Source organism: Streptomyces sp. NPDC048278 (assembly GCF_040652195.1).
Taxonomy (GTDB): domain Bacteria; phylum Actinomycetota; class Actinomycetes; order Streptomycetales; family Streptomycetaceae; genus Streptomyces.
Genome location: NZ_JBEZLP010000006.1, coordinates 293,250 through 319,849, shown reverse-complemented (window position 1 = coordinate 319,849; position 26,600 = coordinate 293,250). Strand labels below are relative to the sequence as shown.

Here is a 26,600-nt window from a genome sequence, read left to right as displayed (position 1 = left end):
CGGGATCCCCCGTGGTTCCCGTGGTGCGGCAGGTGTCCGGTGCAGTGATATGTCACATGACACGTCCGTGGCGCGTCACATGGCAGCCGCGTCCGGTCCGATGCGGCTGCGCACGGCCGTCTGTACCTCCGCCTCCTCGGCGGGGTCGGCGGCGAGCCTGCGGAGTTGTTCGACGACGCGGGCGTCTCCGGTCTCGGCGTGCCGGGCGGCGATTTCGCGGGTGGTCTCCTCGCAGTCCCAGAGGCATTCGACGGCGAAGCCGGTGGCGAAGGAGGGATCGGTGGCGGCCAGGGCGCGGGCGGCTCGGCCGCGGAGGTGGGACGAGGCGGTCTCGCGGTAGACGTGGCGCAGGACGGGCGCGGCGCAGACGATGCCGAGGCGTCCGGTGCCGTCGACGAGGGTCCACAGCGTCGGCGCGTCGGGGCCTTCGCCGCGTACGGCCTCCCGCAGCGCGGCGAGGACCAGTTCGCTGTCCTTGGTCCCGCCCCGACAGGCCAGCATCCGGCCGGCGGCGCCGCCGAGGGCGTCGGGCCTGCGGGCCCAGCCGCGCGCCCGTTCGACGGCGGCGATACTGCGCATGCGTTCGAATGCGTCGACGGCAGCCTCCACGACGGCGGCCGTGCCGTCGGTCACCGCGACCTCGATCAGGTTCAGCGCGTCGGGGTCGTTGCTGTCGGCGAGGTAGCGCAGGGCGGTGCAGCGGGCTCCGTCGGTGCCGTCCTTGGCGGCCTGGAGGATCTCCGGCCGGTCCTCGGGTCCGGCGACGGCGACCAGGCAGCGGGCGGCCGGCACGTGGAGGGCCGCGCCCCGCTCGACGCCCTGCTGGGCCCATTCGAAGACGGCCCGCACGCTCCACCCCGGACGGGGCCCGGTAGGTCGCATCTGGCGCTGCCAGCGGTCGAAACAGCCGGTCTCCTGCGCGGCACGCACGCGCGTGGCGACCGATTCGCGGGGATCCTCGGCCCACAACCGCCAGGGCCGTGGCTCGAACGCGTCCCGTACGGCGGCGGCCAGCTCGGCCTCGCCCTCGGCGTCCGTGGTGAAACGCGCCAGCACCGGGGCGGCGAGGGCGCGCAGTCCCGCGTCGTCGTCGCGCAGCGCCAGCTCGTCCAGGGCCCAGGCCCAGTTGGAGCCGGTCGCGGCGTATCTGCGCAGCAGTTCGAGCGCGTCCAGCCTGCCGTAGGAGGCGAGGTGCCCGAGCACCGCCAGCGCGAGGCCGGTGCGGGACTCCTCGGTGTCGAGGACGTCCTCGGCGTCGAACAGGTGCGCCTCGATGGCGTCCAGTTCGCCGTGCAGATCGAGGTAGAGCCGGGCGAAGTAGAGGGAGCGGTTCTCCACCTGCCAGTCGTGGCGGGGGTCGTGGAGCACGCAGTGGTTCAGTGCCGCGAGCGCTTCGGCGCGCGGGGCGGTGAGCGCGTGCAGCGTGCCGTCGCCGCGGCCCCGCTGCAGCAGGCCCAGCAGTGTGCCGCTGGGCGCTATGACCGGATCGAACATGGGAAACAGCCTCACATCAAGCGTCGACGCAACCGGAGAACACGCACTACCTGGCCGCGTGACACAACGTCGGAGCGCCCGCCGTCTCTTGCTTGCTGTAGACCATTTCTCTCTGCCTCTCGTCAGTGGCCCATGCGGGCCGCATCACGGCCCGCGTGGTGCGGCAACACCTGCCCAGCCATCGCGTCCGTGAATCACGACGTCATGATGACTCGGCACTTCGACCTGCCGCGACCGAAATTTCGGCGGCCCTGTACCGCCTCCCCCGTTTTGTGTGTTTTAGCTGGTCAGAACAGATGGGTCAGGAGGTACCGAACAGTTCCAGAACCTCCGCCTTGCCGAACATCCGCGCGGTGTCGACGGCCGACGGAGTGCCCGCCGCCGGGTCCGCGCCGGCCTCCACCAGCACCTTGACGACGTCCGTCTCGCCCTTGAAGACCGCCCCCGCGAGTGGCGTCTGACCACGGTCGTTGACCCGGTCCGCCTCGGCGCCCCGGGCGAGCAGCTCGCGTACCGCCGCGGCGTGGCCGTGATAGGCGGCGAGCATCACGAGGGAGTCGCCGCGGTCGTTGGTGAGGTTGGCCGGAACGCCCGCGTCGAGGTACGCCACGAGTTCCTCGGTCCGCCCCTGCCGGGCCAGATCGAAGATCTTGGTCGCCAGCTCCACGACCTCGGGGTCGGGGGCTTCGCTCATCGGCCGGACCGCCTCTCCTGTGCGCTGCGGGGACTATCCCGGACTGGGGGGAGCGTACGGCAACGGACGGGCCGCGGGGCCGTACGAGTGAATCGCCAGCGTACTGGCTCAGGGTGCACATGACCGGATCTGCCCGAGGTAAAGATCACCGCGACCCCGTCGGCCGATCCACCACGCGGGTGAAAACAGCCGAGATTCACCCATTTACACCTTTAATCGTATGGATACCTGCTGTGATCCTGGAAGAACTCATGGTGACTGTCCCCCTTCGACACCAGGAGATCTCAAATGATCCTCTCCATCTCAGGCGTCATCGTGCTCGGCATCGTGGTCTTCCTGTTCTTCCGCAAGGACGGGCTGAAGCCGTCGCACGCCACGGCCTCGGCGCTCTTCGGCTTCTATCTCGCCAGCACGGCCATCGCACCCAGCATCAAGGCAGGCGGCGAGAGCCTGGCGAGCCTGCTCGGCGGCATCAAGTTCTGATGCCTCTCCCGCCCGTACGCACCGTGAGGAGACAGCAGTGGCCCGGCGCCCTCTCCCCCGCATTCTGAGCAACGGCGGCGCGCAACTCGCCCGGAGCCGGGAGCTGGCCCGGACGGCCGCCGACAACGCCACCGACGTCCTCCACCCGCTCATCACCGTGACCCGCGGGCTGAGCCGGCTGGCCTCGGCCGGACGGCGCAGATGGGCGGAGACCCCCAAGGACAAGCGTGGGCCACTGCTGTTCCTGGTGGCCTCGGTCGTCCTGGTCGTGGCGCTGGTGCCCTACGGGCCGCTGCTCGCCGTCATCACCCTGATGGCGGCGAGCGCCTGGCAGGGCCGTGACCGCGCCCCCTCCCCGCCGGAGGGCCCCGACGAGTCGCAGACCCAGCGGCTCCAGTCCCTGTACGAGGCCCTGGTGCCGTACCTCTCGGCCGCCGAGGACCCGGCGCCGCTGTACGCACACGGCGGGGAGTGGGAGAAGGCGTTCCTCGCCCACGAGTTCGACGACGCGGGCCGCCTCGGCCAGCTCCTGCTCCGCTACCCCGCGTACTTCCCGGACGGCGAACCCGGGGCCCGCGCGCGGATCGAGAACCTGCTCACCGCGAAGTCCGGGCGGGGCCGCGAGTACCACTTCGCATGGGACGAGGAGGGCAACCGGCTCACGGTGACCGTCCTCGCCCCGCTGCCCACCGACATCGCCGCCCAGCGCTTCGTCACCGCGCCGGGCGAGACGGTCCTCGGGTTCACCGACCCCAGCGAGGTCCAGCGCACGCTCCCGCTCGCGTACGGCGACGAGCAGCGTGACGTACCGCCGGTCGTCTGGCGCACCGGCGCCCGCTCCACCGAACCGCACCTGCTGGTCATGGGCCGTCCGGGCAGCGGTACCTCGACCCTGCTGCGCTCCGTCGCCCTGCAGGCCCTCCAGTACGGCGACATCCTCGTCGTCGAGGGGGGCGGCACCGGCGAGTACCTGTGCCTCACCGGCCGGGACGGGGTCCTCGGGGTGGAGTGCGGGCTCCCCGGTGCGCTGGCCAGCCTGGAGTGGGCCGCGAACGAGACGGAGCGGCGGCTCATCGCCCTCAGCCACGCGCGGCAGGCGGGCCACCCGCCGCCGGACGACTGCCGGCGGCCCCTGTGGATCCTGCTCGACCGCCCCAGCGCCTTCGTCCACCTGGCCTCGACGGACGGCCACCAGGACCCGCAGGCCCTCCTCCAGACCCCCCTCCGACACGGCCGCGCGGCCAACGTCACCGTGGTGGTCGCCGAACAGCTCGACAGCGCGGACGGGTTGAGCGAGGCGGTACGCCAGCACGCACGTGCACGTGTCGTACTGGGACCGGCACTGCCGGACGAGCTGGCGGCGGCGCTGGGCGCTCCGCCGCACACCACGCCGTTGGCCCAGGTGCCGCCGGGCCGGGGGTACGCGCGACTTGGACACGGGCCGGTGCTGCGCCTCCAGGTACCGGCGACACCGGATCCGTACGACGACGCGACGAGCGAGGTGGACCGCGAGGCGGTACTGGCGCTGCTGCCACCGCGGAGCGAGCCCATGGAAGCGGTGCCGGTCGAGGCCGCGGTCGCGGTCGCGGAGGGCTGACGCCCTGGCACCGGGCCGTCTGCCGGTCCGGTGCCCACCGCACCGGCGCCTGCGGCGCGGCCGGCCGCCGCCGGCACGGTACCGGTCACGCCCCGGGCCGGACCGGTGAGAAGTCCACAGCGGGAGCATGGTGGCCCACGCGATGGTTGGGCACCATAGGCATGCAGGTGGGATTCCGGTGAACCGGCCGGTCGGGGGGCCGCTGTGGGGCATGGGGTCAGGTGGACCGTAGTGGTCGTGTCCGCGGTGGGCGCCTTCGCGCTCCCGTGGCTCACGTTGCCGTTCGCAGGAGTCGGGCAGGACGCGGTACTCGCCTTCGCGTCCTCGGCGAGTGCGGCGATGCTCAGTGCCGGCGGGTGGTACGCGGCTCGTGAGCCCCGGCCGGGACAGCCCGGGCAGGCGGTGGCACTCCGGAGGGAACAGACCGTCGTCGTCGGCCCGCTGCCCCGCGAGCCGAACGGGTTCCAGGGGCGTACCGAACTGCTCGAAGCCCTCGGTCATGCCATGGACCGGCAACGGGGAACCTCCGTGTGTGCCCTGACCGGCGGCCGTGGGGTGGGCAAGACACAGCTGGCCGGGGCCTACGCCCGCGCTCGGCTCGGCGCCGGCTGGCGGGTCGTGGCCTGGATCGTGGCGGAGGAACCAGGACAGGTCGTGGCGGGTCTGGACGAGCTGGCGGAAGCCGCCGGCGTCAAGGGCGGCATCCAGGACGCCGAACTCGCCGCCGCGGCGGCACACCGATGGCTGGAACAGCTGGCCGAGCCCGCGCTGTTGGTTCTGGACAATGTCGTGGACCCGGATGAGGTGTCGAGGTGGCTGCCCCGGACCGGTCGGGCACAGACCCTGATCACCAGCACGGTGCGTTCCGTCGACCGTCTCGGGGCCACCGCCGCCGTCGAGGCGTTCTCCCCGGCGGAAGCCGTCGCCTTCCTGCGCGAGACGACCGGGGCGGGCACGGACGACGACGCGGCACACGAGGCGGCGGCGCTCGCCGAGGAACTGGGGTGCCTTCCCCTGGCGTTGGCCCAGGCCTCCGGAGTGATCCGCACCCAGGGGCTGACGTTCGCCGAGTACCGGCAGCGGTTCCGCCGCCACCGCGTCCGGCAGATGCTGCGACGCACACCGGGCGAGCCGTATCCGCACGGGGCGGCGGAAGTCCTGCTGGAGGCCGTCGGACAGGTGGAGAGCGGCGAGAACGCCCTCACCGTGGGACGTGTCGTCGAGTTCCTCTCCCTGCTGTCGCCTTCCGGCGTCTACCGGCAGGATCTGAAGGTCGCCCTCGCGGACCGCGACGCGGCGGAGATCGACAGTGTGGTGGGCGCGTTGTCCGACGCCTCGGTGCTGACCCTGAGCCTGGGCGGCGACATCGTCCTGATGCACCGGCTGGTCCAGCGGATCGTCCGGGACCGGCTGCTGTCGGACGGCCGGCTGGGCGAGCGCGTGGTTCAGGCGGCCGAGGCGCTGCGCCGGCTGCTCCGGCCCGCGGACGACCGGTCGCGACGGGATGTGGCGGACCGGGGGCTCACGGATCACATCCTCGCCCTGTGGGCAGCGGCCGAACCGCTCGGCGACGAGCTCCGGCGCGGTCTGATGGATCTCCACCAGGACGCCGTGCACCTCCTGGTCGAGCGGGCCGAGACAGTGCGTGCCTGCGCCCTGGGCAGGGACGTGCTGGCCGAACACGAGCGGCTCGCCTCCCCCCAGGACGACAAGGTCCTCCAGGCGTTGTCCGCTCTCGCCTACGCCTACCAGATGGCCGGACGCTTCGACCTCGCCCTCCCCCTGCGCCGACGCTACGCGGCCGTCCAGCGGGAACGTCTCGGCCCGGACGATCCCCGCACGCTGAACGCGGTCAACTCCCTCGGCTACACCCTGGAGGCGGCCGGGGTGCTGGACGAGGCGGAGTCGCTGCACCGGCGGAACCTGGCCGACAGCCTGCGGATCAACGGCCCCGATCACCAGACGACGATGTACGCCCAGGTCAACCTGGCCAGCACGCTGCGCTCCCTGGGAGCGAACGACGCCGCCCTCGCACTGTTCAGGAAAAACGCCGCCGACAACGAACGTGCCCTGGGCCCCGACCACCCCTCGACAGCCAACGCTCGTGGCGAACTGGCCCGCATGTACGAGCGGGTAGGGCGCCATGCCGAGTCGCTCGCGCTGTTCGAGCAGGTGCTCGCGCACGAGACGGGTGCCGGCCCGTACACCGGGCTGTGGTGGGGCCGCCACCGAGCCTGGGCGCTGGTCGGCGCGGGCCGCACCGACGAAGGCATCGCCGAGCTCGTCCGCCTCCTACGGCGCGCCGAAACCGAACTCGATCGCGACCATCCCGAGACCCTGTGCGTTCGCATCTTCCTGGCCCGCGCCCACACCGTGGCCGCCCACCACACCAAAGCCCTCGCCCTCTTCGCCGATTGCGTCCGGGACCGGCAGCACGTCCTGGGCCCCGACCACTTCGCGACGCTGAACGCCCGCCGCAACCTCGGCCTGGCACTCCTGGCCGCAGGCAGACGATCCCGGGCGATCAGCTGCCTCGACGCGGTCCTCGACGACTACGAGCGCGTACTCGGCCCCCACCACCCCTACACCACAGGCGCCCGTGCCGACCGAGCCGCCGCTCAGGCCGTCCCGCACACCCGGCTGCCGCGACGCCTCGCCACGCGCCCTCGCCGCTGACACACCGCTCCCAGCACCCGCCGTGGGCCCCGGCCGCTACGCGACGAAGGTCCGCGGCGACTCGCCGTTCCCCCCGCTCACCCCCGCCTCCACCAACCGCGCCGCCGCCGCCAGTCGGACCGCTGCCTCCTCTGCCACCGCTCCGCCCACGGTGAACGGGAGGCGTACGTAGCCCTCGAAGGCTCCGTCGACCCCGAACCGGGGACCGGAGGGGACGCGTACCCCGACCCGCTCGCCCGCCTCCGCCAGCCGGGAACCGGAGAGGCCCCCCGCGCGGACCCAGAGCGTCAGGCCGCCCTGGGGCACCTCGAACTCCCAGGTCGGCAGCTCCCGCCGGACCGCCGTCACCAGGGCGTCCCGGTTCTCGCGGGCCTGGGCCCGGCGCAGGTCGACGGCCTGGGCCCAGCCCCCCGTGCTGAACAGCCAGTTCACCGCCAGCTGCTCCAGCACGGGCGTGCCCAGGTCGGCGTAGGCCCGCGCGGCGACCAGGCTGCGGATCACGTCGGGAGCCGCCCGGACCCAGCCGATGCGCATGCCCGCCCAGAACGCCTTGCTGGCGGAGCCGACGGTGATGACGGTGGAGCCCGCCGGGTCGAAGCCGCAGACCGGGCGGGGCATCTCCACGCCGTCGTCCAGCCACAGCTCGCTCATGGTCTCGTCGGCGACCAGCACCGTGCCCGCCGAGCGGGCCGCGTCCACCAGCCGGCGCCGCTGGTCGTCGTCGGCGAGCGCGCCGGTGGGGTTGTGGAAGTCGGCGACCACGTAGGCGATGCGGGGCGCCGCCTCGCGCAGGACCTGGCGCCAGCGGTCCACGTCCCAGCCGGCGAGCCCCTCGGCCATCGCCACCGGCACCAGGCGGGCGCCCGCCTCCCGCATCAGCTGGAGGATGTTGGCGTACGACGGCGACTCGACGGCGATGCGCTCGCCACGGCCGCCGAAGAGGTGGCAGATCGCGTCGATCGCACCCATCGCACCGGTCGTGACCATGATCTGCTCGGGCATGGTGGGGATCCCGCGTGCCGTGTAGCGCTCGGCGATCATCGAGCGGAGGACGGGGAGCCCGGCCGGGTAGTCCCCGTGGGTGTGGGCGTACGGCGGGAGTTCCTCCAGGGCGCCCTGCACCGCGCGGGTCAGCCAGGGCTCAGGGGCCGGCAGCGCGGCGCAGCCCAGGTCGATCACCGAGCCGAGCGCCTCGGGGGGCAGGGGTTCCAGGCCGCGGGCCGGGAGCGGGTTGCCCGCGGGGACCGCGGTCCAGCTGCCCGCGCCCCGCCGGGACTCCAGGAAGCCCTCCGCGCGCAGCGCCTCGTACGCCGCCGCCACCGTCGTACGGCTGACGGACAGGGCGAGGGCCAGTTCGCGTTCGGCGGGCAGCCGGGCGGCGACCGGGACGCGGCCCTCCAGGACCAGCAGCCGGATGCCGTCGGCGAGCGCGCGGTAGGCCGGCGGACGCCGGGTGCCGGGACCGGCGGGGCGCTCCTGCTGCGAGTTGAGCAGCCGGGCGAGCTGCGCGGCCCCCATCGCCGAGGTCCACTGCGCCATGTGAATCAGTCCACCTTCCCGGAATTGGCCATGGATGGCTTTCCCTCCCAAGCCACAGAGTGACACGGGTCAGGCCACCTTAACCACCAGGGAGGTAATCCCTTGTCCACGCAAGGCCGTCTCGGGCGACGGTTGGTCCAGCTCTACGCGGGGCTCACGCTGTACGGCGTCAGCTCCGCGCTGCTCGTCGAGGCGGGCCTCGGCCTCGAACCCTGGGGCGTGCTGCACCAGGGGCTCGCCGGGCGCACCGGGCTCAGCATCGGCACGGTGTCGATCGTCGTGGGGGCGGCCGTGCTGCTCCTGTGGATCCCGCTGCGCCAGCGGCCGGGCCTCGGCACGGTCTCCAACGTCTTCGTCATCGGCCTCGCCATGAATGCCGCGCTCGCCGTCCTCCCCGACGCGCACGCGTTCGCCGTACGGATCCCGCTGATGGCGGCCGGCATCGTGCTCAACGGGGCGGCGACCGGTCTGTACATCGCGGCGAGCTTCGGGGCCGGCCCCCGGGACGGCCTGATGACGGGGCTGCACCGGCGCACCGGCCGTTCGATCCGGCTCATCCGGACGGCGATCGAGGTCGCGGTGGTCGTCACCGGGTTCGCGCTCGGCGGGACCGTGGGCGTCGGCACCCTGCTCTACGCGGTGTCCATCGGCCCGCTCGCACAGCTGTTCCTGAAGGTGTTCGCCGTCCCGGCGGCATCCGGTCGCAGCACGGTCGTTGCCACGGGGTCACCCGGGCGCGCGATACTGCGTCCGTGAGCACGCTGACACTCCACCCGTACCTGGACCACCCCGGCCCCATCGCCTTCGCCCATCGGGGCGGAGCCGCGGACGGCCTGGAGAACACCGTGGCGCAGTTCCGGCGCGCGGTCGCACTCGGCTACCGGTACATCGAGACCGATGTGCACGCCACGGCGGACGGCAGGCTCGTCGCCTTCCACGACGACACCCTGGACCGGGTCACCGACGGGGCCGGCCGGATCGCCGACCTGCCGTGGGAGGACGTACGGCACGCGCGCGTGGCGGGCCGCGAGCCGCTCCCCCTCTTCGAGGAGCTGCTGGAGGAGTTCCCGGAGGTCCGCTGGAACGTGGACGCCAAGGCGGAGCCGGCCCTGCGACCCCTCCTCGACCTGATCGAAAAGACGGACTCCTACGACCGGGTCTGCGTCGGGTCGTTCTCCGAGGCACGGGTGCTGCGGGCGCAGCGGCTGGCCGGGCCGCGCCTGGCCACCTCGTTCGGCACCCGCGGTGTGGTCGGGCTGCGGCTGCGCTCCTGGGGGCTGCCCGCGTCGGTGCGCCGGTCGGCGGTGGCCGCCCAGGTGCCCGAGTCGCAGTCGGGGGTCCCGGTGGTCGACCGTCGCTTCGTGCGCGCCGCCCACGCGCGCGGGCTGCACGTCCACGTGTGGACCATCAACGAACCCGAACGGATGCACCGGCTCCTGGATCTGGGAGTCGATGGCATCATGACCGATCACATCGACACGTTGCGTGAGGTCATGCAGAAGCGCGGCGTCTGGTACTGAGGCGCGCGGGCGGTACTGCTGCGGGAAAGGCAAGGGCACGGGTGGGCACCGAAACCGTGCGGTCGGGGGTCTTCGACGAGGCCGCCGAGCTGCGGCGCGAACAGCGCGGCTGGTACTTCTACGACTGGGCGTGCTCGGTCTACTCGACGAGCGTCCTCACCGTGTTCCTCGGCCCGTACCTCACGTCGGTCGCCGACCACGCGGCGGACGCCGGCGGCTATGTGCACCCGCTGGGCATCCCGGTCCGGGCGGGCTCCTTCTTCGCCTACTCGGTCTCCCTGTCGGTGATCGTCGCGGTCGTGCTGATGCCGCTGGTGGGCAGCGCGGCCGACCGCACCGGGCGCAAGAAGCAGCTGCTCGGCGTGGCCGCGTACACCGGGGCCGCGGCGACGACGGGCATGTTCTTCCTGGACGGCGACCGCTATCTGCTCGGCGGGCTGCTGCTGATCGTCGCGAACGCCGCCCAGTCCGTCGCCCTGATGCTCTACAACTCCTACCTCCCCCAGATCGCCCCGCCCGAGGAACGCGACACCGTCTCTTCCCGGGGCTGGGCCTTCGGCTACGCCTCCGGCTCGCTGGTACTGATCATCAACCTGGTCCTCTACTCCGCGCACGACTCCTTCGGCCTCTCCGAGACGGAGGCCGTCCGCGTCTGCCTGGCCGGGGCGGGCCTGTGGTGGGCCGCCTTCACCCTCGTACCGCTGCGGCGGCTGCGCGACCGGGGCGGCCGGACGGCCGGGGCTGCTGCGCCGGGGCTGCGTCAACTCGCGGCGACCGCCAGGGACATGCGCCGTCATCCGCTGACGCTCTCCTTCCTGCTGGCCTACCTCGTCTACAACGACGGCATCCAGACCGTGATCTCCCAGGCGTCCGTCTACGGCTCCGAGGAGCTCGGGCTGGGCCAGTCGACGCTCATCGGCGCCGTCCTGATGGTCCAGGTGCTGGCTGTGGCGGGGGCGCTGACGATGGGGCGGCTGGCCAGGACGTACGGGGCGAAGCGCACGATCCTGGGGTCGCTGGTGGCGTGGACGGTGACGCTGGCGGCCGGGTACTTCCTGCCGGCCGGGGCACCCGTGTGGTTCTTCGTCCTCGCGGGCGGCATCGGCCTGGTCCTCGGCGGCAGCCAGGCCCTGTCCCGCTCCCTGTTCTCCCACCTCGTGCCGCCCGGAAAAGAAGCCGAGTACTTCGCGGCGTACGAGATGAGCGATCGGGGGATGAGCTGGCTGGGACCGCTGTTGTTCGGGATCACCTACCAGCTGACCGGGAGCTACCGCTCCGCGATCATCTCGCTGGTGGCCTTCTTCGTCATCGGGTTCGCGCTGCTGGCGCGGGTGCCGGTGCGGCGGGCGATCGGCGAGGCCGGCAATCCGGTCCCACAGAAGATCTAGCGGAAGATTTAGCGTTCAACGCGGAAGGGCGGTAGTGTACGCGTTTGGCCTGCCAGGCGTACCGTTACTGCGCGTCAAAGATGCCGAAACGGTGGGTGACATCTGATAGCAGATGTGACAAACCGGGCGCTGGTGGGTACAACAAGGGGCGGCTACGACGGCGACGCATGACCCGGAACGGGAATCTTTACCGCCGACCGGACGTTGACCGGATGACGACGACAGCGACACCTGTCCTGTGGGCGACAAGCCCGGGAGGCACGATTCATGAGTGAGCGAGCTCTTCGCGGTACGCGCCTCGTGGTGACCAGCTACGAGACGGACCGCGGTATCGACCTGGCCCCGCGCCAGGCCGTGGAGTACGCATGCGAGAAGGGGCACCGGTTCGAGATGCCCTTCTCGGTCGAGGCGGAGATCCCGCCGGAGTGGGAGTGCAAGGTCTGCGGGGCCCAGGCACTCCTCGTGGACGGCGACGGCCCTGAAGAGAAGAAGGCCAAGCCCGCGCGTACCCACTGGGACATGTTGATGGAGCGGCGCACCCGCGAGGAGCTCGAAGAGGTCCTCGAGGAGCGTCTGGCGGTTCTGCGTTCCGGGGCGATGAACATCGCGATTCATCCCAGGGACAGCCGCAAGTCCGCATAGTCCCGTGTAGTTCCGTCTGACGGAAACCGACACAACAACTGAGGGCGCCCCACGTTCTGTGAACGTGGGGCGCCCTCAGTTGTGGTGAGGCCCTCAGTTGTGGTGAGGCAGGCGCGCTCACCGCGTCAGCGGCGGTCGCTCCCCCATCGGCTCGTCGCCCGGCCGGGGCCCGTCGTCCCGGATCACCTCGCCCTGGACGACCTTGCCGTCCGGGCGGTGCATACGGGCCTGCTGGAAGGCGTTGCCCAGAGTGCCGGGGGCGGCGGCGCGGAGCTTGCGGTCGAGGGTGCGCTCCGCGATGCTCGAGACCGCCTTCTGGACCGGGGGCAGCAGGAGGAGCAGGCCAAGGGCGTCGGAGACCAGGCCGGGGATCATGAGGAGCAGGCCGCCCAGCATCATCAGGCCGTTGCCGCCGCCGCTCTCCGGGGAGCCGCCGCGCTGGATCGCCTCGTTCAGACTCCGGAAGGCGCGCCGGCCGGCTCGCTTGATGACCACGGAACCGGCGACGAAGCCCGCCACCAGCAGCAGGAACACGGTCATGCCGCCCGCCGCGCCCGCGACCACCGTCAGCAGCCAGATCTCCAGCACCAGCCAGGCGGCGACGCCGAGCGGCAGGTATCTGGCGAGCCGGGAGCGCCGGGGCCGGGTGGTGTACGGAGGGGTCTGCGCGCCAGTCGTCATGCTCCCAGTGTGCCTGGGCCCGGCTCAGTGCGGCATAAGGGGATGATCAGCCGGAACTGTGCGGTTCCAGGGCGCCCGCCAAGACCGTCAGGACCGTCAGGACCGCTTGTCCTTGCCGGTCATCCTGCCCATCCGGTCGGTGACGCCCCACGAGGTGACCCGCCACAGCGCCTCGACGAGGATGTCGCGGCTCATCTTGGAGTCGCCGAACTCCCGCTCGACGAAGGTGATGGGCACCTCGACGACCTGGTAGCCGGCCTTGATCGCCCGGCGGGCCAGGTCGACCTGGAAGCAGTAGCCCTGCGAGGCGACCTCGTCGAGCCCCAGGCCCTCCAGGGTCTCGCGGCGGAAGGCGCGGTACCCGCCGGTGATGTCCCGGATCGGAAGGTCGAGGGCGAGCCGGGAGTACAGGGAACCGCCCCGGGAGATGAACTCACGGGACTTCGGCCAGTTGACCACCCGGCCGCCGGGCACCCAGCGGGAGCCGAGCACCAGGTCGGCGCCCTTCAGCGCGGTCAGCAGCCGGGGCAGCTCCTCGGGCTGGTGGGAGCCGTCCGCGTCCATCTCGATGAGCACGCCGTAGCCGTTGTCCATGCCCCAGCGGAAGCCCGCGAGGTAGGCGGCGCCGAGGCCTTCCTTGCCCTTGCGGTGCAGCACCTGGACGTGGTCGTCCTCGGCGGCCAGTTCGTCGGCGAGCTTGCCCGTGCCGTCGGGGCTGTTGTCGTCCGCCACGAGCACGTGTGCGTCGGGGACGGCCTGGCGCACCCGGCCGACGATGGACTTGATGTTCTCCGCCTCGTTGTACGTGGGAATGATCACCAAGGCCGTGCCGAGCGGGCCGAACCGCCGCCCCTGGGCCTTGGCCGCGAGGGTCCCGTCGCCGTCGTTCACTGCTGCCCCTTCATGTCGTACGCAGGGGACCACCATAGTGGCCGCGGCCTGCACTGACGCGACGGCTCATTCGTATGGTGGTGTCGATTCCGCAAGAACGGGGTAAGGATGCCCGTTTCGGGTGGCGGCCATACGCGCTTTCGCCACTCTGTTCGCCCGCGGAGCCACTCTGTTCCCCTGCGGATGGGGGCCCGGCGCCCTTCGGGCCGACCTGGGACCCGCTGGCTGCGGGTCGACCGAAAGCCGTTGTCTACTGAGCGTCCGGGCCCCACCCGGGTCACACCTCCCGACCGGCCGGAACGTTCCCTCGTCGGCGCGGGCGCTGAGCCTGGCTCCCAGTGACGGTGCCCCGGTGCGGCACACCGTCCCTGACCCAGCGGCGCTGCGACGAGTGCGCGAACTGCTCCCTGGTCGGGCGTCCGGTGGTGGACTCCGCCGAACCTACCGGCCCGCTGCCGCTGGCTGTCAACAGCCGTCTGACCTGCGAAGACGGCACCAAACCCCTGGTCAGCGCGGAGGATGCGCAGGTCGCGCGACGGGGCGGCGGCCGTCGATCACGACCGCGCCACCCCGGGAGATCACTCGCCCGGCCGTACGAATGCGGGGGGCTCACTCGCCCGGTCGTACGAACACGGTCCGGCCGCCCACCACGGTGCGCAGGCAGACCGGCAGCTCGCGGCCGGGGGTGAGGTCGGGCAGGCCGGGGGTGCCGGAGCGGGGGTCGGTGGACCAGCGCGCGACCCGGTCGTCAGGGGCCTGCACCACCAGTTCGTCGGTGCGCCAGACCGCGTAGTCGGCGGGCGCGCCGGGCACGAGGACGCCCGCGTCGTCCCGGCCGGTCGCACGCCAGCCGCCGCGGGTGTGCGCGGTGAAGGCGGCGCGCACGGAGACCCGGTGCTCGGGCGTGCGGTGGAAGGCGGCGGCCCGGACGGTCCCCCAGGGGTCGAGCGGGGTGACCGGGCTGTCGGACCCGAAGGCGAGCGGGACCCCGGCCTTGAGGAGGGCGGCGAACGGGTTCAGGGTGCGGGCCCGCTCGGTGCCGAGCCGCTGGGCGTACATGCCGTCCGCGCCGCCCCACAGGGCGTCGAAGGCGGGCTGCACGGAGGCGATCAGGCCGAGCTCGGCGAAGCCGGCGATGTGCTCGGGCGTGAGCATCTCGGCGTGCTCGACGCGGTGCCGGGCGGCTCGCACCCGGGGCAGGCCGACCTTCTCCGCGGCGGAGCGCACGCCCTCCACGACGGCGGTCACGGCGGCGTCGCCGATGGCGTGGAAGCCGGCCTGCAGACCGGCCTCGGTGCAAGCGGTGACGTGGGCGGCGACGGCGTCCGCGTCCAGGTAGGCGGCGCCGGTGTGTCCCGCGTCGGCGTACGGCTGGTGCAGGCAGGCGGTGTGGGAGCCGAGGGCGCCGTCGACGAACAGGTCGCCGGCGGCGCCGAGCGCGCCCAGCCGGCGGGCCTTCTCCACGTCCTCCTCGGCCCAGTAACCGACGACGCGCGGTCCGGGCAGCTCGGCGGCGAGCCGCAGCAGCGCGGTGAAGTCGTCCTCGGAGGAGATCTTCGGCCCGCCGCACTCGTGGACGGTGCCGATGCCGAGGGAGGCCGCGTGCGCGAGGGCGGTGCGCTGGGCCTCGGCGCGCTGGGCGGGCGTCACGGCCGCGAACGCGGCGGCGCGGACGGCGTGGTGGGCGTCGCCGGTGAGCGGGGCGTCCTGGCGCGGGACCGTGCCCGGGGCCAGGTCCAGCAGGGCCGTGGTGACGACCGCCGAGTGGACGTCGATACGGGAGAGGTAGAGCGGGCGTCCACCGGTGGCCGCGTCCAGCTCGGCGCGGGTCGGCGGGCGGCCGTCGGCCCAGCGGGAGGCGTCCCAGCCGTGCCCGAGCAGGACCCGGTCGTCCGGGCGGGCGGCGGCGAAGTCCCTGACCAGGGCCAGGGCGGCGGTCAGGGAACCGGCGCCGGACAGATCGAGGCCGGTCAGGGCGAGTCCGGTGGACGTGGTGTGGACATGGGCGTCCGTGAAGGCGGGCGTGACCAGAGCCCCGTCCAGGTCGACGACCTCGTCGACCCCGTCCACGAAGGCCTCGGCGGCCCCCTCCGACCCGACCCAGGCGACCTGCCCCCGCTCCACGATCATCGCGGTCGCGAACGGATCGGCGGGGCTGTGGACCTCTCCACGACGAAGAAGAACGGTCTTGTGCTCGGGGGCGCGCTCACTCATGGGGACCAGTCTCGCCCCTGCCACTGACGCCTCTGGACAGGGGGCCACCGAAACGCGCCCCGTCAGGGGCGCTGGGGGTCCCCCCGGCCGAAGGCTGGGGGAGGAACTGCGCGACCAGCCACGACGCACCCGCGGTCGGCAGAGCCCAGTTGCACGCGGAGCACGCTCCACGGCACCCGGCGCTGTCGGCCGCAGCTCAGATCTTCGGGGGGCGGGCCTCGTACGGGGTCGACAGGACTACCGTCGTGCGGGTTGACACCCCTGCCAGGCTGCGGAGTCTGGCCAGGAGTTCCTCCAGTTCGTGGGGGGTCGCCACCCGCACCTTGAGGATGTAGTTCTCGTCGCCCGCCACACTGTGGCACGCCTCGATCTCGGGGACGCCGGCCAGGCGGTCCGCGATGTCGTCGGGGGCGCTGGGGTCGAACGGTTTCACCGAGATGAACGCCGTCATGGGCAGCCCGACGGCCTCCGGGTCGACGACCGCGGCGTACCCGCGGATGACGCCACGCTGCTCCAGCCGGCGCACCCGCTGGTGCACGGCCGACGTGGACAGACCCGTGGCCTTGCCCAGGTCCGTGTAGCTCATCCGCCCGTCCTTGACGAGCAGCTGCACGATTTGACGGTCCAGCTCCTCCATGGCGCAAAAGCTACAGTGCACCTGATCTCCACGGATAGCTCAGCGATCCAGGTCATGACCGGTTCGCGGGCTGTCCGGCGGACAAATCCGCCGCAGCGGGCACCTGCGCACGGCATGTGACGAACGCCACAGCCCTCGAACCGGCTCCGTGATGCTCTCGTGATTACCGCCGAGGCCGGACGGGAAGTGCTTGCTGTGGCCGAGGCCGCAGCGCCGTAACGGCCCAGCCCGAGGGGGAGTTACCCATGCAGAGTCTTAAGCGCCCTGGTCGTCCTGTGTCCAAGCGCCCGCAGTTGGTGGTCGAGCCCGAGCCGGAGGGCGTCGAACCCGACCTCTACGAGGCCGAGGAACCGGACGCCTACGACACCTTCGAGATGTTCCGGGTGATCTGCCCGGACTGCGCGCAGTCCATCGCGCTGCTGGCGGACGAGGAGTTCCTGCCGGAGCACGCGCTGTGCGCCTCGCCGTGGAACCCGTTCGGCCTGACGGTCTGTGCCGGCACGGGCCGCGCGGCGGACGACGCCCCGTCCGCGGACGAGTCGTCCGAGCCGCAGGAGCAGGACACCGCCCTCCTGCTCACCCTCCCGCAGGGTCTGGACTGGCGGACGCAGCCCTTCTCGCACGTCGGCGGCCCGGCTTCGCGCCCGATGCGCGTACCGGTGATCCGCCCCGGCGGCTACCCCGCCGTCCGTCAGGCTGCCTGAGTCACCGCACCGCGTCCCAGTAACTGCCCTGCACCATGGCGCGCAGACTGCCGTGGTGCAGGATCAGTGTGTCCGGATCCGCGGGGACGGCCACCTCACCGAAGTACACCTGCCGGTAGGCGACGCGCAGCATGACGATCGCGTGCCGCAGGGCGGCGTACAGGGTGTAGAAGTCCATGTCCCGCGGGGTGTGGCCGGTCAGGCGGGCGTAGCGGGCCTCGACCCGGTCGCGGCGCAGGAACCCGGGCAGTCCCCGCTGTCCGGAGGCGGCGGTGAGGTCCTGGAAGAAGCGGTGCAGGTAGACGGTCCAGCCGAGGTCCACCTCGCGCGGGGCCGGTGCGGCCATCTCCCAGTCGAGGACGGCGACGGGGTCGAACCCGTCGTAGACGACGTTCCCGATCCGGGCGTCGCCCCAGTTGAGGACGGGCGTGCCGGGCTCGCGCGGCCACAGGTCCGCCAGCCGGTCGAAGGCGGCCTCGATCAGGGGTGAGCGGGCGAGTCCGTCCACCACCCAGTCGTAGTAGCGCCGTTGGGACTCGACGTGCCGGTGCAGGGCGTCACCGTCCCCGGGCAGGACGAGGAACTCCGCCTCGGACACAGGGACTTGGTCGTGCAGGCGGGCCAACAGGCCGACGGAGACGGCTTCGAGGTGCTCGCGTTCGGCGTCGGTCGCCGCGTGCAGCCAGTTCCCCTCGTACGTGTAGGGCATGACGTCGGGCGGAACGCGCCCCTCGGCCCGCTCCATCACGAAGAAGGGCGCGCCGAGCGGTCCGGGGTCTTCTTCCAGCCACAGGACGCGGGGCACGGGGACGTCCGTGTGGTCGGCGACCAGCCGCATGGTGCGGTACTGGCGGGTGAGGTCGTACGAGGGGAAGACCGTGTACGCCGACGGATCCGCCGCGAGTCTCAACGCGCAGCCGGGCAGCGGGGGTTCGGGGTGCTCGATGTCGAAGAGCAGGGTCTCGCTGGACATGCCGTTGGAGGCGGGGACCGTGACGCCGACGGCCTTGGCGCCGGGGAGGCGGGTGTCCAGCCAGGCGGTGAGCCGGCGCGCGAGGTCCTCGGGGTCGCGGGTGGTGGTGCGTGGGCGCGGTTTCGTCGCCATCCCGGCCTCCTCCTTCAGGGCGCCACCGAGTCGAAGCCGGTGAAGCCGCTGGGATCGTGTCTGCCGAACGAGCCGTGCTCGAAGATGCCGTGGCCGGTCCGCCCGTCGAGGCGGAAGCGCGCGGCGTGGTCGGTGACGCCGTAGGCCGCGCGGGGGTGCGGCGCGGTCAGGTCGTAGGTACGGCGGTCCACCCAGCCCCGGCCCTGCCAGGTGCCGTGCTGCCAGTCGTCCGCGGGCGGGTAGCCGGCGCCGACCGCGAGCGGCGAGGAGGTGAGGATCTCCACCTCCAGTTCCTGGGGTTTGCGCGGGTCGCCGAGGTGGACGACGGCACGCTCGGGGTGGCGGGTGCCGGAGCGGTAGGCGATCTCGGTGTGCGGCCAGCCGAGTTGGCGGTCGCGGTCGCCGGGGCGGACCAGGGTGGCGTCGTTGAGGGTGCGGTGGCCGTCGGCGTCCTCCTGGGTGATGACCATCAGGAAGCCGTCCTCGAAGCGGACCGGGCACCAGATCCAGTGGAAGCCCTCGGTCGGGTTCTCCTCGGCGAGCCGCCCGCCCTCCTCGCCCGGGATCGGGCGGACGCCCCAACTGCGGTCCCGGGTGCCGGTCCAGGCGGCCGGGTCGGCGCGGAACTCCTCGCCGCCGGCCCGGATCACCCCGGACACTCCCCCGGCCTGCACGAACCTGCGGCCCTCCAAGGTCAGCCGGTCGCCCCGGCGTTGGAGGTGGTGCGGTTCCCACAGGGCCGGGAAGTCGGCGGTCCAGGTGAGGTCGTAGGAGAGCGCGTCGTCGTCGCAGGTCAGGCGGAAGCGCCGGAGCGGCTCCTCGACCTCGATGCGCAGCGGGCCGACCGCGAGCCGCATCCGGTCCTCGCCCAGGGCGTCGGAGGCGCGGACCGCGTGCAGGGTGTCCCCGGTGCGCAGGGTGGCGTAGGCGTCGATCACCCCGACGTTCGGGTAGACGCCGAGGCCGAGGATGAGCAGGGCGCGGCCGTCGTGGTCGAGGACGTGGAAGATGCAGCGGTCGTAGGCGTTCCGGTCCCCGGAGGCGACGTGCTTCATGGAGAGCGGGACCTGGTGCACGGGGTACTCGTCGAGCGGTACGGGACGGTCGTCGGCCATGGCAGGCCTCCCCGGAGGCTGGAGACAGTCCGGCTGACGGTACGTCAGAAAGTGGACGGAGGCCAGATCCGGGAACGGACGTCCACGAACTCACGCACGATTGTGGGCATCGGTGACCAGGGCCGCCGCCCCCGCGTTGGCCGGACGTGACGACCACCTACACCGCGATCGGCCGTCAGCGCCGGATCTTCGTGCCCCCGCCCGCGGCCTCGCTGCCGCCGCCCCCGCCGCAGGACCCGCCCATCTACCGCGATCTCATGCGGACCTGGGCCGACCGGGGCCGCGCCCTGCCGGGCCGCCACGACCCGGAGTGGGTCAGGCTGGCGGCGCCGACGGTCACCCGCGGGCAGTTCAGCGGGTTCAGCGACTTTCCGGCCCCGCCACGTGACGGGCGATGACCATCCGCTGGATCTGGTTGGTGCCCTCGACGATCTGCAGGACCTTGGCCTCGCGCATGTAGCGCTCGACCGGGAAGTCCGCGGTGTAGCCGTAGCCGCCGAGTATCTGGACGGCGTCGGTGGTGACCCTCATCGCGGTGTCGGTGCAGTGCAGCTTGGCCATGGCGGCCTGCTTGGCGAACGGCCGGCCCGCGTCGCGCAGCCGGGCCGCCGCGAGGTAGAGGGCACGGCCGGCCTCGATCTGGGTGGCCATGTCGGCGATCATGAAGCGCAGGCCCTGGAAGTCCGAGATGGGATGCCCGAACTGCCGTCGCCCGGTGGCGTACCCGACCGCCTCGTCGAGCGCCGCCTGGGCGAGGCCGATCGCGCAGGCCGCGATGCCGAGCCGGCCCGAGTCCAGCGCGGCGAGGGCGATGGCGAAGCCCTGGCCCTCCTCGCCGAGGCGGCGCTCGTCGGCGACCCGGACGTCGTCGAAGTGGACCTGGGCGGTGGGCGAGCCCTTCATGCCCATCTTCTTCTCGGGCACCGCGCCGCTGAGGCCCGCTGCGTCGCCGGGGACCAGGAAGGCGGTGATCCCGTGCGAGCCCTCGGCGCCGGTGCGGGCCATGACCGTGTAGAAGTCGGCGATGCCGCCGTGCGTGATCCAGGCCTTGGTGCCGTTGATCACCCAGGCGTCGCCGTCCCGGACCGCCCTGGTGCGCAGCGAGGCGGCGTCCGAGCCGGAGGCCGGCTCGGAGAGGCAGTAGGCGCCGAGCAGGCCGCCGCCGAGCATCGCGGGCAGGTGCTCGACCTGCTGCTGCTTGGTGCCGTAGGCGGCGAGCGCGTAGCTCGCGAGGGTGTGCACGCTGACGCCGAGGCCGACGGTGAGACGGGCCGCGGCCAGTTCCTCCAGGACCTGGAGGTAGACCTCGTAGGGCTGCTCGCCGCCGCCGTACTCGGCGTCGTAGGGCAGGCCCAGCAGGCCTGACTCGGAGAGCAGGGTGAAGACCTCGCGCGGGAAGCGCCCGGCGTCCTCCTCGTCGGCCGCCCTCGGCGCGATCTCACGCCGGGCGATCTCCCGGACCAGCGTGAGCAGGTCCCTCGCCTCGTCCGTGGGCAGTTGACGCTCCACCGGCTGCGGGTCGCGGTCGGACATGGCGTCGGTCTCCTCCCTGTCGGGCAACGGCGGTCACGGCCCGTGGGATAGGGGCGGCTCCGCCTGTCGTGCGGGTGCGGCCGAGGTCGGCGTTCCGGGTCTCGGAAGCTGCTGACCTGCGGCTGCGCAGTGAGTATGCCCGATCGGGGACCTCCCGTCACCAGTTAACGACCGCTTACTTCAGTAATTCCAGGCCAACATTCGAAACCCGCGAAATTGGTCCGAACCATTGACCCGACTGGTCTAGTCCTCCTAGGGTTCATGACCAACGCTTTACCGCGTTCATGCCAATCGGCGCGTTCCCCTCTCCCCCAGGAGGAGACACCCGATGCACACCACTCACCGCTCCCGGTTCCGGGCGCTGATCTCCGCGGCCTGTTGTGCCGTTCTCGGCGCCGGGCTGCTGGCCGGCGCGGGCACCGCGACCGCGGCCGACCGGTCCGGCCGGTCCGCCCCGGCGACTCCCCAGGTCCAGGCCGGCTCCAAGGTCGTCGGCTACTTCACGGAATGGGGCACCTACGACCGCAAGTACCTGGTCAAGAACGTCGAGACCTCCGGCTCGGCCGCGAAGCTCACCCACATCAACTACGCCTTCGGCAACGTCACCGGCGGCAAGTGCGCCATGGGCGACTCGTACGCGGCGACCGACCGGACCTACACCGCCGCCGAGTCCGTGGACGGCGTGGCGGACACCTGGGACCAGCCGCTGCGCGGCAACTTCAACCAGCTGCTGAAGCTGAAGAAGAAGCACCCGAACCTCAAGATCCTCTGGTCCTTCGGCGGCTGGACCTGGTCCAGCGGCTTCGGCGAGGCGGCCAGGAACCCCACCGCCTTCGCCCAGTCCTGCTACGACCTGGTCAGGAACTCCAAGTGGGCCGGCGTCTTCGACGGCATCGACATCGACTGGGAGTACCCGAACGCCTGCGGCAACACCTGCGACACCAGCGGCCGGGACGCGTTCCGGAAGGTGATGGCGGCGCTGCGCGCGAAGTTCGGCAGCGGTTCGCTCGTCACGGCCGCGATCACCGCCGACGCCACCAGCGGCGGCAAGATCGACGCGGCCGACTATGCGGGCGCGGCGCAGTACGTCGACTGGTACAACCCGATGACCTACGACTACTTCGGCGCCTGGGCCTCGACCGGTCCGACGGCCCCGCACTCGCCGCTGAACTCCTACTCGGGCATCCCGACGGCGAACTTCTTCACCTCGGCGACCATCGCCAAGCTCAGGGGCCTCGGCATCCCGGCGGCCAAGCTGCTGCTCGGCATCGGCTTCTACGGCCGCGGCTGGACCGGCGTCACCCAGGCGGCGCCCGGCGGCTCGGCGACCGGCCCGGCGTCGGGGACGTACGAGGCGGGCATCGACGACTACAAGGTGCTCAGGGCGAAGTGCCCGGCGACCGGCACGGTGGGCGGCACGGCGTACGCCAAGTGCGGCAGCGACTGGTGGAGCTACGACACCCCGGCGACCATCGCGACCAAGATGACCTACAAGAACCAGCAGGGTCTGGGCGGCACCTTCTTCTGGGAGCTGAGCGGCGACACCACCAACGGTGAGCTGATCAGGGCCATCAACTGACCCCGGTCACGGGGGCCTGGGGCGGGGGGACCACGAGCCCTCCGCCCCGGCGGCCTGTCCGGCGGGACACCGCGGGGCGGACCGGCCCCGCGGACCGGCCCCCGTGCGTCAGGTGTCCCGGCGGGCCGGGGTCGGGGCGCGGTAGGACGGGTCGAGCTCCTCGATGGCGCGCAGGGTGCCGCCGAGCGTCTTGACCAGCAGCTCGCACATGGTCTCGCGGGAGAGCACGGGCCGGTCGATCCAGTCGAGGGTGGCACCCTCCACACTGCACAGCCAGGCGAGCAGGCCGACCCGGGCGAGCGGGGCGATGTCGGTGCGGCCGTAGGCGCCCTCGGCGATCGTCGCGACGATCGCCTCGCGCACCCCGTCCCGGATGGCGTGCACCTCGGTGTCGAAGCCGACACCGCCGCTGACGATCGTGCGGTACGCGGCCTGGTGGTGCTCGGCGTAGCGCAGGTAGCTGTCGATGGTCCGGTGGACGCGGTCCACCTGGGGCAGCTCCAGGCCGCTCGCGGCATAGGTGACCAGGTCGGCGACGGAGTCCTGGATGATCGCCAGGTAGTAGCCGCGCTTGGACTGGAAGTAGTAGTAGATCAGCCCTTTGGCGACATGCGCCTGCTTGGCGATGTCGTCCATGGAGAGCGCGTCGTACGAGGTGTCTGCGAACAACTTCCGCCCGATGGTGATGAGTTCGGCACGACGAGCCACGGAACGCTCGGTGCCGCGCGCCCGGGGACGGGCGGCGGCACGTTGTTGACTGATATTCAATTTCGACCCTGGTCTCAACGGGCTGCGGGACATCCGCAGTATGTCAGTTCAGGTCACACCAGGCCGAGTTGAGTGACCAACATGGCGATGACCACAACAAGAGTCCACCCCATGACGTGTTCCAGAACCTTCGGGCCGTCGTCCTTGGGGCCGCCGGTACGGGCGCGGGCGGCGGTGGCGGAATGTGTGGTCATGACGTCCACCATGCCATTGATTGCGGCTTTTGCGGCGGAGAGCTTGGTCACAGCACGTCAGCGCACGCCGACCGCGTCGAGCGCCTTGAGCTGGGCCGCGTTCGGACGGGCCGGGAAGTACAGGTAGCAGACGCCTCCGGTACCGGAGGCGACCTTGCCACTGGCGTTGTACCGCTTGGTCCGCAGCCAGATGTTCTCGAACTCCCGGCGCAGGTAGACCCGCCGGACCGCGTCGTCGTCGGCCGAGCACGGGTCGTTGGCGATCACGTCCCCGTCCGCGGTGAAGCCGATCACGGTCATCAGGTGCCCGGAGGTGCCGTAACCGGCGCCCGTCAGCTCCGCCGCGAGGAACGACTGTGACGTCATGGCCGGGATGCCGGCCGCGATCAGGGTCTCCAGGTCGGTGAGCGAGGCCAGTCGCGTTATCACGCCCTGGAGGTCCTGGTACGTCGACGCGTAGGCGGCGTTGAACGGCCAGTTGCCGCAGCCCCCGTACTGGTAGTCGTAGGTGTAGCGGGCCGCGTAGCAGACCTGGGGGTCGGTGAAGGACGGGTCGACCCAGGCCAGCTGTGCGGCGGTGGGCCGGGCTCCCCAGTACTCGACGATCATCTGCGAGGAGGTGGGGCTGCACCAGGCCTCGCCGCCGTTGTCGTACTCGGGGTACTGGCCCTTGTGGATCTCCTGCGAGTAGCGCGGGACCTTGAGTTCCTGGGCCAGGCCCGGGATGGAGGCCGGGACGGTGAAGCGGTCCGGGATGTCGGAGCCCATGGCGCCGAGCCGCCAGACGGTCGGGGTGAGCTTGGTGCCCGGCTTGCGGTAGAGGGTCAGGCGCAGCTGGTACGAGGTGAGGCGCAGGCCGGTGGTGGCGTCGTCGATGGCGAAGGTGTCGGTCCAGATGGTGCTCTTGCCGTCGGTCTGGCCGTCCACCGAGGTCCGCTTGATGTCCTGGTCGCCGGCCGCCCAGCGGCCCATGACGTACCAGGGGGTCGCGGTGCCGTCGGAGTAGGTGCCGTGCAGTTCGACCTGGATCCAGGTGCCGGCCGGGGTGTCCGCGTTCCACGAGGCGATGGTCTCGGTGGCGGGGACGGCGAGCTGGTGCACCGGGCCGGTCCAGGTGGCGTACTCCCAGGTGGCGGTGGTGCCGGTGTGGGGGTCGGTGTAGGAGGTGGTGCCGGCCGGGGTGCCGATCACCACACCGGGGCGGTCCCCCGCGACGGCGCCGGCGCCCTTGGCGGTGCCGGTCTTCCAGTCGCTGGTGGTCGTCCAGGAGCGGTAGTCGATCGGGCGGGTCCCGTCCCTGCCGTGACCGTGACGGCCGTTCCCGGCCCGGCGGGTCTCGGTCCGGGCGGTGTCGTCGGCGTCGGTCCCCGGCGCGGCGACCGCCGGCACGACGGGGACCACGCTCTGGGCCACGGTGGCCGCCGCGACGGTGGCGGCGGCTGCCAGAACGGTTCTGCGGGACGGCTGTTCGGCTCTGCTCATGGGTGGAGGACCCCCAGGTGTGCGCGTCACGGCTGATCCGGAGCAAGGGCTGTGCGCTCACTATGGAGCAGGCACCATGCCCCTGCCAGCACTTCCGCCCGTGCCACGCCCACCAATATTGGTCTCGTCCACTGGAAGGGCCCCGGCACGGTCGCCGGGGCCCTTCGTACGGGTCCTCCTGGGCTCAGATGAGGTCCATCGCGGCGACCTCGTCGGGGCGGCCGTAGCTGACCGGACCCTGGAAGCGGCGGCGGGCGGTGGCGAACCACCAGACCGTGGCCACGACCAGGACGACGGCGAGCGCGATCGGCGCGTAGTTGAAGGAGTCGGCGGTGATCGGCGAGGCCTGGGGCAGCATGAACAGGACACTGCTGAGCAGGATCCAGACCACCGCGAGCCAGCCCACCGGCCTGCTCCAGCGGCCCAGGTTCCACGGCCCCGGCCGGAAGTCGTCGCCCAGGCGCAGCCGCAGGAACACGGGCACGGCGTAGGCGAGGAACAGGCCGACGACGTTGACGCTGACGATCGCGGTGAACGCCGTGTGCGACCACCAGCCCGGCACCACCAGGACGAGCGAGCAGGCCACCGCGAGCCAGACGGCCTTGACGGGGGTCCGGGTGCGGGGCGAGACAGAGTGCCACAGGTGGGAGCCGGGCATCGCGCCGTCCCGGGAGAAGGCGAAGATCTGCCGGGTGTTGCTGGTGAGGTTGGCGAGGCCGCAGAAGAGCATGGCGCCGATGACGACGAGCAGCATCGCCTTGGCCCAGCCCATGCCGAGTCCGTCGATGAGGATCTGGACGGGCGGCGCCGAGGAGCTCGCCACCTTGGCGTAGTCGCCGATGCTGTACACCAGCGCGAGCATCAGGACCAGACCGGTGATCGCCGAATAGCCGATGGAACGGATGATCCCTCTGGGGGCGTTGACGGTCGCCTGGACGGTTTCCTCGGACATGTGGAAGCTGCCGTCGAAGCCGGTGAAGGTCCAGCTGGTGACCAGCAGCCCGAGCAGGCCGCCGTAAAGGCCGTTGGTGAAGCCGGTGTTGTTCACGAAATGCGTCACGAAGGACGCCGACTGGTGGCGGTCGGGCATCACGATCAGTGTGCTCACGATCACCACGAGTCCGATCAGCAGCCACCAGACGGAAATCCGGTTCAGGACGGCGACGAGCTGCACGGTGTAGGTGTTGGCGAGCCCCTGGACCACGATGATCAGGGCCGTGATCAGGACCGTCTGGTGGGTGGTCGGCGTGTACGAGGGCCACTGCAGGGCGACGAAGGCCTGGATGAAGGTGGCCGCCGCGTACCCGGTGGCCGCGGTGCCGCCGATCTGGCCCACGAAGTTCAGCCAGCCCGTGTACCAGGACCAGGCGCCCTTGTGCCGTTTGGCGAGTTTACCCGCGGAGAAATACAGGGCGCCGCTCGTCGGATAGGCGGAGGCGACCTCCGCCATGGCGGCGCCGATGCAGAGCACCATCACGCAGACGCCGATCCAGCCGAACACCAGAATACGCGGGCCGCCCGCGTTCATTCCGAATCCGAAGGACGAGAAAATCCCGGAGAGAATATTGATGATGGTGAAGGAGATGGCGAAATTGTCGAAGGCCTGGAATCGGCGGGTGAGTTTCCGCGGATAACCCATCGCGTGCAGGGTCGCGTCGTCGTCG

General features: G+C 71.7%; 24 protein-coding genes. 10 read left to right on the top strand and 14 right to left on the bottom strand.

Annotated features, from left to right (window positions below; translation table 11 throughout):
* Positions 1-75: 75 nt before the first annotated feature.
* Together AB0D74_RS14425 and AB0D74_RS14420 are read right to left on the bottom strand one after the other, a co-directional pair.
* A complete protein-coding gene (locus tag AB0D74_RS14425; RefSeq protein ID WP_362585024.1) occupies positions 76-1,494 on the bottom strand; it encodes a HEAT repeat domain-containing protein in 1,419 nt (472 codons plus the stop codon).
* A gap of 301 nt (positions 1,495-1,795) precedes the next feature.
* Positions 1,796-2,188 carry an ankyrin repeat domain-containing protein gene (locus AB0D74_RS14420; RefSeq protein WP_362585022.1) on the bottom strand — a complete coding sequence of 131 codons (393 nt, stop codon included), beginning with the start codon at positions 2,186-2,188 and terminating at the stop codon, positions 1,796-1,798.
* Between the two features lie 288 nt (positions 2,189-2,476).
* On the opposite strand from AB0D74_RS14420, the gene AB0D74_RS14415 reads away from it, so the two are divergent.
* From AB0D74_RS14415 to fxsT, 3 genes are all read left to right on the top strand, one after another.
* Positions 2,477-2,671 carry a hypothetical protein gene (locus AB0D74_RS14415; protein ID WP_089103318.1) on the top strand — a complete coding sequence of 65 codons (195 nt, stop codon included), beginning with the start codon at positions 2,477-2,479 and terminating at the stop codon, positions 2,669-2,671.
* A 37-nt stretch (positions 2,672-2,708) separates the two neighbouring features.
* Positions 2,709-4,268, top strand: coding sequence for a hypothetical protein (locus tag AB0D74_RS14410; RefSeq protein WP_362585019.1), 1,560 nt, complete (start codon positions 2,709-2,711; stop codon positions 4,266-4,268).
* A 237-nt stretch (positions 4,269-4,505) separates the two neighbouring features.
* Positions 4,506-6,944, top strand: coding sequence for an FxSxx-COOH system tetratricopeptide repeat protein (gene fxsT / locus AB0D74_RS14405; RefSeq protein WP_362585017.1), 2,439 nt, complete (start codon positions 4,506-4,508; stop codon positions 6,942-6,944).
* A 36-nt stretch (positions 6,945-6,980) separates the two neighbouring features.
* Here the strand turns inward: fxsT and AB0D74_RS14400 are convergent, their stop codons facing one another.
* Positions 6,981-8,483 carry a PLP-dependent aminotransferase family protein gene (locus tag AB0D74_RS14400; RefSeq protein WP_362585014.1) on the bottom strand — a complete coding sequence of 501 codons (1,503 nt, stop codon included), beginning with the start codon at positions 8,481-8,483 and terminating at the stop codon, positions 6,981-6,983.
* 102 nt (positions 8,484-8,585) lie between these two features.
* Between AB0D74_RS14400 and AB0D74_RS14395 the strand changes: the two genes are divergently transcribed.
* The 4 genes from AB0D74_RS14395 to AB0D74_RS14380 all read left to right on the top strand — a co-directional run bounded on the left by AB0D74_RS14395 (position 8,586) and on the right by AB0D74_RS14380 (position 12,033).
* Positions 8,586-9,239 (top strand): hypothetical protein, encoded by a 654-nt coding sequence (locus AB0D74_RS14395; protein WP_362585011.1) that lies wholly within the window; start codon positions 8,586-8,588, stop codon positions 9,237-9,239.
* Positions 9,236-10,003 (top strand): glycerophosphodiester phosphodiesterase, encoded by a 768-nt coding sequence (locus tag AB0D74_RS14390; RefSeq protein ID WP_362585008.1) that lies wholly within the window; start codon positions 9,236-9,238, stop codon positions 10,001-10,003. The genes AB0D74_RS14395 and AB0D74_RS14390 overlap by 4 nt, the downstream gene beginning before the upstream one ends.
* Positions 10,004-10,044: 41 nt before the next feature.
* Entirely contained in the window at positions 10,045-11,391 is a 1,347-nt protein-coding gene (locus AB0D74_RS14385; RefSeq protein WP_362585005.1) for an MFS transporter, read from the top strand.
* A gap of 267 nt (positions 11,392-11,658) precedes the next feature.
* On the top strand, positions 11,659-12,033 hold the full coding sequence (locus AB0D74_RS14380; protein WP_010046329.1) for an RNA polymerase-binding protein RbpA: 375 nt from the start codon (positions 11,659-11,661) through the stop codon (positions 12,031-12,033).
* A gap of 117 nt (positions 12,034-12,150) precedes the next feature.
* On the opposite strand, the gene fxsA is transcribed toward AB0D74_RS14380, so the two are convergent.
* The 4 genes from fxsA to AB0D74_RS14360 form a co-directional block, all read right to left on the bottom strand.
* Positions 12,151-12,714, bottom strand: coding sequence for an FxsA family membrane protein (gene fxsA, locus AB0D74_RS14375; protein WP_362585002.1), 564 nt, complete (start codon positions 12,712-12,714; stop codon positions 12,151-12,153).
* 96 nt (positions 12,715-12,810) lie between these two features.
* Complete coding sequence (locus tag AB0D74_RS14370) at positions 12,811-13,605, bottom strand: polyprenol monophosphomannose synthase (protein ID WP_362585000.1); 795 nt, start codon at positions 13,603-13,605, stop codon at positions 12,811-12,813.
* A 609-nt stretch (positions 13,606-14,214) separates the two neighbouring features.
* Positions 14,215-15,819, bottom strand: a complete 1,605-nt coding sequence (locus AB0D74_RS14365) for an amidohydrolase (protein ID WP_362584994.1) — start codon at positions 15,817-15,819, stop codon at positions 14,215-14,217.
* 196 nt (positions 15,820-16,015) lie between these two features.
* A complete protein-coding gene (locus AB0D74_RS14360; protein WP_066997022.1) occupies positions 16,016-16,456 on the bottom strand; it encodes an Lrp/AsnC family transcriptional regulator in 441 nt (146 codons plus the stop codon).
* A gap of 245 nt (positions 16,457-16,701) precedes the next feature.
* Between AB0D74_RS14360 and AB0D74_RS14355 the strand changes: the two genes are divergently transcribed.
* Positions 16,702-17,160, top strand: coding sequence for a hypothetical protein (locus tag AB0D74_RS14355; protein WP_362584992.1), 459 nt, complete (start codon positions 16,702-16,704; stop codon positions 17,158-17,160).
* 1 nt (position 17,161) lies between these two features.
* Here AB0D74_RS14355 and AB0D74_RS14350 read toward each other — a convergent pair whose 3' ends face one another.
* Entirely contained in the window at positions 17,162-18,265 is a 1,104-nt protein-coding gene (locus AB0D74_RS14350; RefSeq protein ID WP_362584990.1) for a phosphotransferase family protein, read from the bottom strand.
* Between the two features lie 14 nt (positions 18,266-18,279).
* Positions 18,280-19,380 (bottom strand): hypothetical protein, encoded by a 1,101-nt coding sequence (locus AB0D74_RS14345; protein ID WP_362584988.1) that lies wholly within the window; start codon positions 19,378-19,380, stop codon positions 18,280-18,282.
* A 146-nt stretch (positions 19,381-19,526) separates the two neighbouring features.
* Between AB0D74_RS14345 and AB0D74_RS14340 the strand changes: the two genes are divergently transcribed.
* Positions 19,527-19,778, top strand: coding sequence for a hypothetical protein (locus AB0D74_RS14340; protein ID WP_362584985.1), 252 nt, complete (start codon positions 19,527-19,529; stop codon positions 19,776-19,778).
* Here the strand turns inward: AB0D74_RS14340 and AB0D74_RS14335 are convergent.
* Positions 19,741-20,913 carry an acyl-CoA dehydrogenase family protein gene (locus AB0D74_RS14335; RefSeq protein ID WP_362584982.1) on the bottom strand — a complete coding sequence of 391 codons (1,173 nt, stop codon included), beginning with the start codon at positions 20,911-20,913 and terminating at the stop codon, positions 19,741-19,743. The genes AB0D74_RS14340 and AB0D74_RS14335 overlap by 38 nt on opposite strands.
* A 328-nt stretch (positions 20,914-21,241) precedes the next feature.
* Here AB0D74_RS14335 and AB0D74_RS14330 point away from each other — a divergent pair, with 328 nt between their 5' ends.
* The gene (locus AB0D74_RS14330) at positions 21,242-22,492 is read left to right on the top strand and encodes a glycoside hydrolase family 18 protein (RefSeq protein WP_362584979.1); all 1,251 of its coding nucleotides are present in this window, start codon (positions 21,242-21,244) and stop codon (positions 22,490-22,492) included.
* A gap of 108 nt (positions 22,493-22,600) precedes the next feature.
* On the opposite strand, the gene AB0D74_RS14325 is transcribed toward AB0D74_RS14330, so the two are convergent.
* The 4 genes from AB0D74_RS14325 to AB0D74_RS14310 all read right to left on the bottom strand — a co-directional run bounded on the left by AB0D74_RS14325 (position 22,601) and on the right by AB0D74_RS14310 (position 26,575).
* Positions 22,601-23,260, bottom strand: coding sequence for a TetR/AcrR family transcriptional regulator (locus tag AB0D74_RS14325; protein WP_362584976.1), 660 nt, complete (start codon positions 23,258-23,260; stop codon positions 22,601-22,603).
* A 53-nt stretch (positions 23,261-23,313) separates the two neighbouring features.
* Positions 23,314-23,466, bottom strand: a complete 153-nt coding sequence (locus AB0D74_RS14320; RefSeq protein WP_362585130.1) for an SCO1431 family membrane protein — start codon at positions 23,464-23,466, stop codon at positions 23,314-23,316.
* Between the two features lie 45 nt (positions 23,467-23,511).
* On the bottom strand, positions 23,512-24,936 hold the full coding sequence (locus AB0D74_RS14315; protein ID WP_362584973.1) for a peptidase C39 family protein: 1,425 nt from the start codon (positions 24,934-24,936) through the stop codon (positions 23,512-23,514).
* Between the two features lie 184 nt (positions 24,937-25,120).
* Positions 25,121-26,575: an amino acid permease gene (locus AB0D74_RS14310; protein WP_362585127.1), complete on the bottom strand. Its 1,455-nt coding sequence runs from the start codon at positions 26,573-26,575 to the stop codon at positions 25,121-25,123.
* Positions 26,576-26,600 lie beyond the last annotated feature (25 nt).

Excerpts from the sequence above, each read along its gene's own strand:
- AB0D74_RS14425 (WP_362585024.1), bottom strand. The coding sequence starts at position 1,494 with ATGTTCGATCCGGTCATAGCGCCCAGCGGCACACTGCTGGGCCTGCTG.
- AB0D74_RS14420 (WP_362585022.1), bottom strand. The coding sequence starts at position 2,188 with ATGAGCGAAGCCCCCGACCCCGAGGTCGTGGAGCTGGCGACCAAGATC.
- AB0D74_RS14415 (WP_089103318.1), top strand. The coding sequence starts at position 2,477 with ATGATCCTCTCCATCTCAGGCGTCATCGTGCTCGGCATCGTGGTCTTC.
- AB0D74_RS14400 (WP_362585014.1), bottom strand. The coding sequence starts at position 8,483 with ATGGCGCAGTGGACCTCGGCGATGGGGGCCGCGCAGCTCGCCCGGCTG.
- AB0D74_RS14380 (WP_010046329.1), top strand. The coding sequence starts at position 11,659 with ATGAGTGAGCGAGCTCTTCGCGGTACGCGCCTCGTGGTGACCAGCTAC.
- fxsA (WP_362585002.1), bottom strand. The coding sequence starts at position 12,714 with ATGACGACTGGCGCGCAGACCCCTCCGTACACCACCCGGCCCCGGCGC.
- AB0D74_RS14365 (WP_362584994.1), bottom strand. The coding sequence starts at position 15,819 with ATGAGTGAGCGCGCCCCCGAGCACAAGACCGTTCTTCTTCGTCGTGGA.
- AB0D74_RS14360 (WP_066997022.1), bottom strand. The coding sequence starts at position 16,456 with ATGGAGGAGCTGGACCGTCAAATCGTGCAGCTGCTCGTCAAGGACGGG.
- AB0D74_RS14355 (WP_362584992.1), top strand. The coding sequence starts at position 16,702 with ATGCAGAGTCTTAAGCGCCCTGGTCGTCCTGTGTCCAAGCGCCCGCAG.
- AB0D74_RS14350 (WP_362584990.1), bottom strand. The coding sequence starts at position 18,265 with ATGGCGACGAAACCGCGCCCACGCACCACCACCCGCGACCCCGAGGAC.
- AB0D74_RS14345 (WP_362584988.1), bottom strand. The coding sequence starts at position 19,380 with ATGGCCGACGACCGTCCCGTACCGCTCGACGAGTACCCCGTGCACCAG.
- AB0D74_RS14335 (WP_362584982.1), bottom strand. The coding sequence starts at position 20,913 with ATGTCCGACCGCGACCCGCAGCCGGTGGAGCGTCAACTGCCCACGGAC.
- AB0D74_RS14330 (WP_362584979.1), top strand. The coding sequence starts at position 21,242 with ATGCACACCACTCACCGCTCCCGGTTCCGGGCGCTGATCTCCGCGGCC.
- AB0D74_RS14320 (WP_362585130.1), bottom strand. The coding sequence starts at position 23,466 with ATGGTGGACGTCATGACCACACATTCCGCCACCGCCGCCCGCGCCCGT.
- AB0D74_RS14315 (WP_362584973.1), bottom strand. The coding sequence starts at position 24,936 with ATGAGCAGAGCCGAACAGCCGTCCCGCAGAACCGTTCTGGCAGCCGCC.
- AB0D74_RS14310 (WP_362585127.1), bottom strand. The coding sequence starts at position 26,575 with ATGGGTTATCCGCGGAAACTCACCCGCCGATTCCAGGCCTTCGACAAT.